The organism is Geodermatophilus chilensis (genome assembly GCF_002802985.1).
In the GTDB taxonomy this organism is placed as follows: Bacteria; Actinomycetota; Actinomycetes; order Mycobacteriales; family Geodermatophilaceae; genus Geodermatophilus; species Geodermatophilus chilensis.
The window spans coordinates 1-8,426 of the sequence record NZ_NVPT01000195.1 but is presented as its reverse complement, the minus strand read 5'-3'; the positions used below and the strand labels follow the sequence as shown (position 1 = coordinate 8,426).

Genomic DNA, 8,426 nt, shown 5'->3' with positions numbered 1-8,426 from the left:
TCGGTCAGATCCGAGGGATAGGCCGGGGAAGAGCCCATGAACCAGCCTGACTCACCGCTCGACCCCTGTCACCCCCGCTTTCTAAACACGTTCTGAGACACACGCCCCGCGGACAGGTGGCTCCCGGTAGCCGACGGGACGGCGTGGATCCACCTCCCACCGCACGCCAGGCCCGCGGTCCCCGGGTCCCGGTAGGTTCCGCACATGGCGGTCATCGAAGACGACCCCGGGTGGGGCGCCGACTCGACGCACGACCTGGCCGACGTGATGAGCCGCACGGCACGGCGGCTCCAGGAGGAGCACGGCGACGTCGAGGGCACGCTGCAGGCCATCACCGCCACGGCGGTCAAGGTCGTGCCCCATGCGGAGGAGTGCAGCATCAGCTACGTGATCGGCCGTTCGAGGATCGAGCCTCGCGCGTCGACCAGCGACCTGCCCCCTGAGGTGGACGCCCTGCAGGAACGCATCGGGCAGGGGCCGTGCCTCGACGCCGTCTGGGAGCAGGAGATCGTCCGGTCGACGACGTGGCGGCTGACGATCGCTGGCCGGAGTTCGCGCGGCAGGCATCCGAACTGGGCGTCGGCAGCATGCTGGGCTTCCAGCTGTTCGTCGAGGGGGACCAGCTCGGGGGGTTGAACCTGTACGCGGGTGGGCCGGGCGCCTTCGACGACGAGAGCCAGGACATCGGGCAGATGTTGGCCGCCCACGCCGCGGTGGCAGTGGCCGGCGCGGAACGCGAGGAGAACCTGCGCTCCGCGGTGAGCAGCCGGGATGTCATCGGGCAGGCGAAGGGCATCCTGATGGAGCGGCACGAGCTCACCGCCGACCAGGCCTTCGCGGTGCTCGCCCGCGTCTCCCAGGAGCTGAATCGCAAGCTGGCCGATGTCGCCCGCGAGCTGACCGACACCAGAGCAGTGCCCGGCGCCAACCGTCGCCGGGACTGACACCGTCGTTCGGCCGCCGCGGCCAGGAGGGGCTCTGGTGCCATCTCACGGACCGGCTACTCGCGGACGACCCACACCTCGGCGAGCCCGTCCGGCGTGCTCTGCATCTGCACGGGCTCGAACCGCTCGTAGACGCCGAACCAGCGGGGCCCGTCGTAGACGAGGATCGAGGATGCCAGCAGCTCGGGTGGTACCTCGTCGACCTCGCCGTGCCGTGGGCCGCCCCAGCGGAAGATCAGCGGCATGCCGGGACCGTAGTGGAGCCGGCGCCCCAGTAGCCGGGACGGGAGTGCCCAGGGTCGTCGGCCCTCGTGCCCGTCGGAGCCGCCGCGGCGCTGCCGCGGGCCGCGCCACTGACGACCTGCCCACCCGTGCGCGTGTACTCAGCGATCGCTGTCGGCGTCCTCGCCCAGCTGCCGGGCGGTGAGCCGGCCGGCGACGAGGTCGGCGGCCAGGGCGGCGGCGAGGGCGTCGACGGTGCGGTCGGAGCCGTAGGCCTGGCTGCGTAGCACGGCCAGCGCGTCGGCGGTCTCGAGCTGCAACGCGAGGCTGACCATGCTGGTGGCCATCCAGACGCGGGCCCGTTGCCGCGCAGGTTCGCTGTTGGTCCAGGGTCCCCGTCGCGGGCCCACTCGCCGCCAGTGCGTCCCCGAACCCCTGCTGGAGGCTCACGACCTCCCTCCCGAGCCGTCCGGCGCGACGCGGCACGCTGGCGCCCGGCGCGGCCGGGGGGTGCCGCCCTCACGTCCAGGGGCGAGCCGGGTGAGGTCTCGCGATGGCCGGCCCCCGCACCAGTTCGGCCGGCCGACGGGGGCGGTACGACAACGGATACCCGGCCACCCCGGACCAGACGCGCTCCACCCTCAGCGCCCCCACGGGCGACGGCCAGGGAGGTGCTGACCAGGTCCGCACGGGGCGCGGTCCCGGTTTGCACCTCCCGGGGTCAGCGCAGTAGTCGCTCCGCATCGGCCCACGACTCCACGACCGCGGCCACCCCGACCTCGTGCAGGACCTCTGCGCGGGCCCGCCGATCGGCCTCCGGGACGAACTGCAGGATCCCGATCGTCGGGTACCCGGCCGCCACCGCCGACCGGGCACCGTTCACCGAGTCCTCGACGGCGACCGCGTCGGCCGGACCCACCCCGAGCGCGCAGCCGGCGTGCACGTACACGGCCGGGTCCGGCTTGCTGGTGGGTTCGGTCAGCGAGTCCTCGGCGCTGAACCTGCGGTCGGCGTCGAACAGCTGGGCGAGGCCGGTCACCTCGAGACAGGCGGCCAGCCGGGAGGAGGCGCTCGAGGTGACCGTCGCGAGCGCGAACCGGCCGGACAGGCGCTCCAGCGGCCCGCGCACCGCGGGGTCGGGGCGCAGGACGGTGCGCAGGTGGGCGGTGACGACGTCCTTCTCCTCGGCCACCCAGTCCTCGAGGTCGGCCCGGGTCAGCTCGCGCCGGTAGCCGGTGGCGAGCTCCGCGGCGGCGGCCCGGAAGTTCTTCCCGTTGGTCATCCGCTGCAGCTCGTCCGGGGCGAAGGCCCGCTCCGCCCCCAGGCCGGCGAGGAACCGGTTGGTGACGTCGACCGACACCGCGTACGCCGGCTCCTCGGAGGGGAACAGCGTGCCGTCGGCGTCGCAGAGCACGGTGGTGACCGCGGCCGGGTCGAACGGCCGGGACCGCCCGGCCGTCATGCGTCCTCGCCGGCGGCGAGGAACTCCTCGATGACCTCGCGTGGCCCCTGCCGGTCGAGCGCGGACAGGGTCCACTGCACGCACTCGGCGAAGCGCGGGTCCTGGCCGATGTGGTCGAAGACCGACTCCTCCGACAGCAGCGGCGTGGCGTCGCTGCCGGCCTCCTGCGCGATCGGCACGAGGTCGGGGCGCGGGCCCTGGATCGGGACCTCGTCCCCGGCGTAGTCGTGGCCGCGAAGGAAGCGCAGCCAGCCGGCCACCGCCACGCACAGCAGCTGGTGCGGGCGGTCCGCCTCCATCGCCGCCCGCACCGACGGCAGCAGGTAGTTGGGGATCTTCGTCGAGCCGCGCCGGGACAGCCGAGACAACTGGTCGGCCATCCGGGGGTTGGCCAGCCGTTCGAGCAGCGTGACCTGGTACTCGCCGAGGTCGACGCCGGGCACCTCCGGCAGGTGCGGTGCGATCTCCTCGGCCATGAGCCGGGTCAGGAAGGCGCGGAACACCGGGTCGGCCAGGACGTCGGCCGTCGTCCGGTAGCCGGCGAGGTAGCCCAGATAGGCGATGGCACTGTGCCCGGCGTTGAGCAGCCGGGTCTTCATCATCTCGTGAGGTGACACGTCGTCGACGAAACGGACGCCGACCTCCTCCAGCGGCGGCCGGCCGTTGCAGAAGGAGTCCTCGACCACCCACTGGCGGAACGGCTCGGTGATCACCGGCCACCGGTCGTCGACGCCGGTCGCGTCGGCGACGGCGTCCCGGTCCTCGGGGGTGGTGTTCGGCGTGATCCGGTCGACCATGCTGCTGGGGAAGGCGACGTGCTCCTCGATCCACTCGGCGAGGTCGTCGTCGCGCAGCCGGGCGAAGGACACCACCGCGGTGCGGGCCGCCGTCCCGTTGGACTGCATGTTGTCGCAGGAGAGGACCGTGAACGGGACGACGCCCGCCTGCCGCCGCCGGTGCAGGGCCTCGACGACGTAGCCGAACACCGTCTCCGGCGTGCCGGGGTCCTCCAGGTCGCGGGCGATGTGCGGATCGTCGGCGTCGAACTCACCGGTGTGCGCGTCGACGCGGTAGCCGGTGCCGGTGATGGTCAGCGTGACCACGCGGGTGCGCTCGTCGGCCAGGGCCGCGAGCACCGCCTCCGGGTCGTCCGGGGCGTACAGGTACGCGGTCAGGGCGCCGACGACAGTGGCGCGGTCACCGTCGGCCGCGCGCTCGACCACGGTGTAGAGCCGGTCCTGGTCGGCGAGGACCTCACCGATCGCGCGGCTGTGCAGGCCGACGCCGACCACGCCCCAGTCTGTCGATCCCCGACGGGCCAGTTCGTCGAGGTAGACGGCCTGGTGGGCACGGTGGAAGCCGCCCACGCCGATGTGCACGATGCCGGGACGGAGCGCGGCGCGGTCGTAGGTCGGGATGGAGACCTCCGGCGGGAGGTCGGGGAGGGTCCGGTCGGACAGGGGGACGGCGGGAGCCGCAGCCCGGGGCGGGGCAGACGTCATCAGGATCTCTCGGAGAGGAGGGGCGGCCCGGGGTGGCTGTTCACCCGTGACCGCTCCGGCCCCATGCCCAGCCGCAGGCTCTGCCAATCCGCGGCGGCGTCGATGTGGTGCATCTCCCGGTCGGCGGGTAGGGGGCCGGGGCCTCGAGCAGCCGGGGACGTCCCACCTCCCCAGGAGGCACCGTGCCCGCCCTGCCCTTCCTCCGTCCCGCCGGCCCCACCCCGCAGCGGGTCCGGACCGACGTGCCGGCCCTGGGCGTCGACGTCCACGCCCGGACGTGGCGCTCGGACAGGAGCAGGGACCGGGTCCCCGTCGTCCTGCTGCACGGTCTGGGCCTGTCCAGCCGGTACCTCGTCCCGCTGGGACGCCGGCTGGCCGCCCTCGGCCACGACGTCGTCGCACCCGACCTGCCGGGCTTCGGCCGATCGCCCCGCGACCCACGGCTGCGCCGGCCCGGGGGTCCCGACGTCGCCGAGCAGACCGGGCACCTGCTGGCCTGGCTGGACGCCTGTGGCATCGCCCGGGCGAGCTTCTTCGGCAACTCCATCGGCTCGCAGGTCGCCGTCGAGCTCGCCGCCCGCCATCCGGAGCGGGTGGAGCGGCTGGTCCTGTCCGGGCCCACCCCGGACCCGCAGTACCGGCGCCGTGGGAGCAGTACCCGCAGGTGCTGCGCACCATGGTCTTCGGCGGTCGCGCTGGCGCGGCAGCACTGCCCGGACGTGCTGGTCGAGGAACTCGTGGCGGGGGAGGACCTGCGGGTGGTCGTCATCGACTCCCAGGTGGTCGCCGCCGCCGTGCGCTGGCCGGCCACGGTGGTCGGCGACGGCGTCTCCGACGTCACGACGCTGATCCGCCGGACCAGCCGGCGCCGGGAGCGGGCCACCGGCGGGGAGTCGCGGATCCCGCTGGACGACACGACGGCCGCCGTCGTCGCCGAGGCGGGGTGGGCGATGGACGACGTCCCGCCGGCCGGCGAGCGGATCCGCGTCCGGCGGACGGCGAACCTGCACACCGGCGGCACCATCGAGGACGTCACCGGCCGGCTGCACCCCGACATGGCGCAGGCCGCCGTCCGGGCCAGCCGCGCCATCGGCATCCCGGTGACCGGCCTGGACTTCCTCGTCCCCGACCTCGACGGGCCCGAGCACGTCTTCGTCGAGGCCAACGAGCGGCCGGGGCTGGCCAACCACGAACCCCAGCCGACCGCCGCCCGCTTCGTCGACCTGCTGTTCCCGGAGACTCGCCGCCGGTGACCCCGCCGTCGTCACCGGCACTCCGGGGTGAGCCCGGCGTCCACGAGGTGAACGGGAAGCCGGCCGACGTCGGCGCGCCGTACAGCGGACCCGCCGGCCGCGACGTGGGCAAGGACGTCCGTGGGGGCTCGCGGCGGTCCTGCTCGGGCAGCCGGATGCCGCGGGCCGGGTTGACGTCCGGCAGCGGGCGTTCTCCGATCGCCAGGTCGAAGCACTGCCCCAGGACGATCAGGACCTTCTTGATGTCGAGCACCCGGCGGGCGGTGTCCATGCCGAGCAGGCCCGCCACGCTGGTGGACTGCTCGGAGTCGTCGCGGCTGTAGAAGGGCAGGGAGGACCGGGCCGGCAGGCCGGGGATCCGGGGGTTGCGCCGGTACACGCGCTGCTGGCGGCCCCGGGGCTCGATCCACGTGCTGGGCGGCTCGAGGGACATGGGGTGTGCTCCGTGCGGTCGGTCGGAAGGACCGGCCGCACGGAGCGCAGCGGAATCGGCTGCGCAGTCGCCCCGCCACTGCCTCCCGATCCGCCCCCCAGACGAGGGCCACCGGGGCCCTGATCGCCGCCGCCGCGGCGCCGGAACAGAGGAAGGCCCTGGTCAGTCGCCTGACCAGGGCCTCTCCCGGTGGGGTGAGTGACGGGGCTCGAACCCGCGACACCCAGGATCACAACCTGGTGCTCTACCAGCTGAGCTACACCCACCACGTCTCCCGGACGGCCGCTCGTCAGCGGGTCGTCCGGGGAACCGGCACCACGATACCGGAGACCCTCAGGCGTCCGACGCGGCCGGGGGTTCCTGGCCGGGCGCGCCGGCGTCCTCGGTGGCGAACAGGTCCGCGAAGGACGCCGTGACCTTCGCGGCGGCCGCCTGCGCCTGGGACGCCGAGGGGCCCGGGCGGTCGACGAACAGCGTCTGCCGGTAGTAGGCGAGTTCGCGCACCGACTCGATGATGTCGGCCAGCGCCCGGTGGGCCAGCCCCTTCTGCGGCTGGGCGAAGTACACCCGGGGGAACCAGCGGCGGGCCAGCTCCTTGATCGAGGAGACGTCGATCATCCGGTAGTGCAGGTGGTCGTCGAGCTCCGGCATGTCCCGGGCGAGGAAGCCGCGGTCGGTGCCGATCGAGTTGCCGCACAGCGGCGCCGTCCGCCGCTCGGGCACGAACCGCTTCACGTAGGCCAGCAGCCGCTGCTCGGCCTCGGCGACGGTGAGCGTCGAGGCCCGCACCGCCTCGGTGAGACCGGACTTGGCGTGCATCTCGGTGACCACGTCGACCATGCCCTCCAGGGCGTCGTCGTCGGCGGAGATGACCAGGTCAAGCCCGGGGTCGAGGACGTTGAGGTCGGAGTCGGTGACCAGCACCGCGACCTCGATGAGCCTGTCCCGGGTCAGGTCCAGCCCGGTCATCTCGCAGTCGATCCAGACCAGGTGTCCCGCACTGTCCGCCACGGGTTCCGACCCTACGTGGCACCCGCCCTGGTCGCCCGCGCGGCGACCCATACCGCAGCCGCCACTCCGGGGCCACTCGGAAGCCGGGATCGGGGCCCGCGCGCCGTTAGGCTCCGCCGCTACGGCCCCGAGTCCAGGAGTTCCACACCGTGCCCCACGCCGCCCCCGTCGTCGACCGAGCGGCCCCGTCGGCTCCTGGCTCCGCGGGGACGGCCCTGCGCCACCCGGTCGCGACGCTGCGGTGGCTGTGGCCGGCCTACGTCACGCCGGGCCGCCCCGGCCGCCCGACCACCCAGCAGGAGCTGCGCTGGATCTACACGGCCTGGCTGGGCGCCTTGCTGCTGAAGATGCTCGGCTCGTCGTGGGACGTCTCCTGGCACTTCAAGTGGCTGCGCGACGACCTCGCCCCGCCGCACCTGCTCAACTCCGCCGGCACCGTCGTGGTCGTCGCGCTCGTGCTCTTCTCCAGCCACACCGGCTACGGCGTCGACCGCCGGGCCCTGCGCCTGATGCAGGTGGGCACCGCGCTGTTCCTCGTCGCCGTGCCGGTCGACATCGTCAACCACCGGCTCAACGGGCTGGACATCACCAGCTGGAGCCCCAGCCACGCACTGCTCTACGTCGGGACGGCGGTCATGCTGGCCGGGGCGCTGCGCGGCTGGTGGCTGTACGCCGCGCCGGGCCGGGTGCGGGACGCCGTCGCGCTGGGCCTGTGGCTGTTCTTCGCGGAGAACGTGCTGTTCCCCAACCAGCACCAGGAGTACGGCGTCCTGTCGCTGCGCGCCTACGAAGCCGGGCGGACGACGGCCGAGCCGCAGCTGCTGGACTTCGCCGTCGCCCAGGCGCAGACCCCGACGTCGTTCATGCTGCCGGTGCCGCCCTGGGTGCAGCCGGCGTGGCTGGTGTGCGCCGGCCTGCTCACCCTCGTCGTCGCCCGGCGGGTCACCGGCCTGCGCTGGGCCGCCACGACGGTCGCGGCCACCTACCTGGCCTACCGCGCGGTGGTGTGGCTGGGCCTGGTGGCGATCGGCTTCCCGCCCTCGGTGCTGCCGCTGGCGCTGCTCGCCGGCGCGGTCGCCGTCGACCTCGCCGCCACCCGCCGGCTGCCCGGCTGGCTGGCCGGCCCGCTGGTCGCCGCGGTCACCTACGGCGCGGGTGCGGTCCTGGACGCCGTCGGGGTCCTCCCGCCGTGGGACTGGCGGGAGGAGGTGGTCCTGGCCACGGCGCTCGCGGCCACGCTGCTGTGGACGCTGCTCGACGCTGTGGTCCGGAGCCGGTCGCTGGCCGCCTGGTGCGCGCCGCTCGAGGAGCACGGGGAGATCCCCGTCGTCGCCGCGATCGGCGGCGCGCCGACCCGCTGAGCGTCCCGGACCGACCCGTCACATGACGTAGCGTCGGACGCAGCCCCTCCTGGTGACCGGGCCTCGCCCCGGCGCTCCGCGGCCCCGCGCCGTCCCACCTGTCTCTTATACACATACGACGCTGCCGACGACTCCTTAAGTGAAGATCTATGTGCACGCCGCAACATTAAAAAATACACAAAAGTACTGATATCATAAAAAAATGAAACTTCATAATAAAAAACAATAAGTACAACCA

8 protein-coding genes and 1 tRNA gene are annotated in these 8,426 nt (G+C 73.4%); 3 read left to right on the top strand and 6 right to left on the bottom strand.

Features of this window, described 5'->3' with window-relative positions; all coding sequences use genetic code 11:
* Positions 1-524 precede the first annotated feature (524 nt).
* The gene (locus CNO22_RS29425) at positions 525-944 is read left to right on the top strand and encodes an ANTAR domain-containing protein (protein WP_232807290.1); all 420 of its coding nucleotides are present in this window, start codon (positions 525-527) and stop codon (positions 942-944) included.
* A 56-nt stretch (positions 945-1,000) separates the two neighbouring features.
* On the opposite strand, the gene CNO22_RS23425 is transcribed toward CNO22_RS29425, so the two are convergent.
* From CNO22_RS23425 to CNO22_RS23410, 4 genes are all read right to left on the bottom strand, one after another.
* Complete coding sequence (locus CNO22_RS23425) at positions 1,001-1,189, bottom strand: hypothetical protein (RefSeq protein ID WP_100501677.1); 189 nt, start codon at positions 1,187-1,189, stop codon at positions 1,001-1,003.
* 138 nt (positions 1,190-1,327) lie between these two features.
* A complete protein-coding gene (locus tag CNO22_RS23420; protein WP_100501676.1) occupies positions 1,328-1,513 on the bottom strand; it encodes a hypothetical protein in 186 nt (61 codons plus the stop codon).
* 374 nt (positions 1,514-1,887) lie between these two features.
* Entirely contained in the window at positions 1,888-2,628 is a 741-nt protein-coding gene (locus CNO22_RS23415) for an HAD family hydrolase (RefSeq protein WP_100501675.1), read from the bottom strand.
* Positions 2,625-4,130 (bottom strand): mannitol dehydrogenase family protein, encoded by a 1,506-nt coding sequence (locus CNO22_RS23410; protein WP_100501674.1) that lies wholly within the window; start codon positions 4,128-4,130, stop codon positions 2,625-2,627. The genes CNO22_RS23415 and CNO22_RS23410 overlap by 4 nt, the downstream gene beginning before the upstream one ends.
* A gap of 182 nt (positions 4,131-4,312) precedes the next feature.
* On the opposite strand from CNO22_RS23410, the gene CNO22_RS23405 reads away from it, so the two are divergent.
* Entirely contained in the window at positions 4,313-5,383 is a 1,071-nt protein-coding gene (locus CNO22_RS23405; protein ID WP_198588557.1) for an alpha/beta fold hydrolase, read from the top strand.
* A gap of 623 nt (positions 5,384-6,006) precedes the next feature.
* On the opposite strand, the gene CNO22_RS23395 is transcribed toward CNO22_RS23405, so the two are convergent.
* Positions 6,007-6,082: transfer RNA gene (locus CNO22_RS23395), tRNA-His, on the bottom strand.
* 67 nt (positions 6,083-6,149) lie between these two features.
* A complete protein-coding gene (gene orn / locus CNO22_RS23390) occupies positions 6,150-6,827 on the bottom strand; it encodes an oligoribonuclease (RefSeq protein WP_100501672.1) in 678 nt (225 codons plus the stop codon).
* A 149-nt stretch (positions 6,828-6,976) separates the two neighbouring features.
* Here orn and CNO22_RS23385 point away from each other — a divergent pair, with 149 nt between their 5' ends.
* Positions 6,977-8,188: a hypothetical protein gene (locus tag CNO22_RS23385; RefSeq protein ID WP_100501671.1), complete on the top strand. Its 1,212-nt coding sequence runs from the start codon at positions 6,977-6,979 to the stop codon at positions 8,186-8,188.
* Positions 8,189-8,426: the final 238 nt, after the last annotated feature.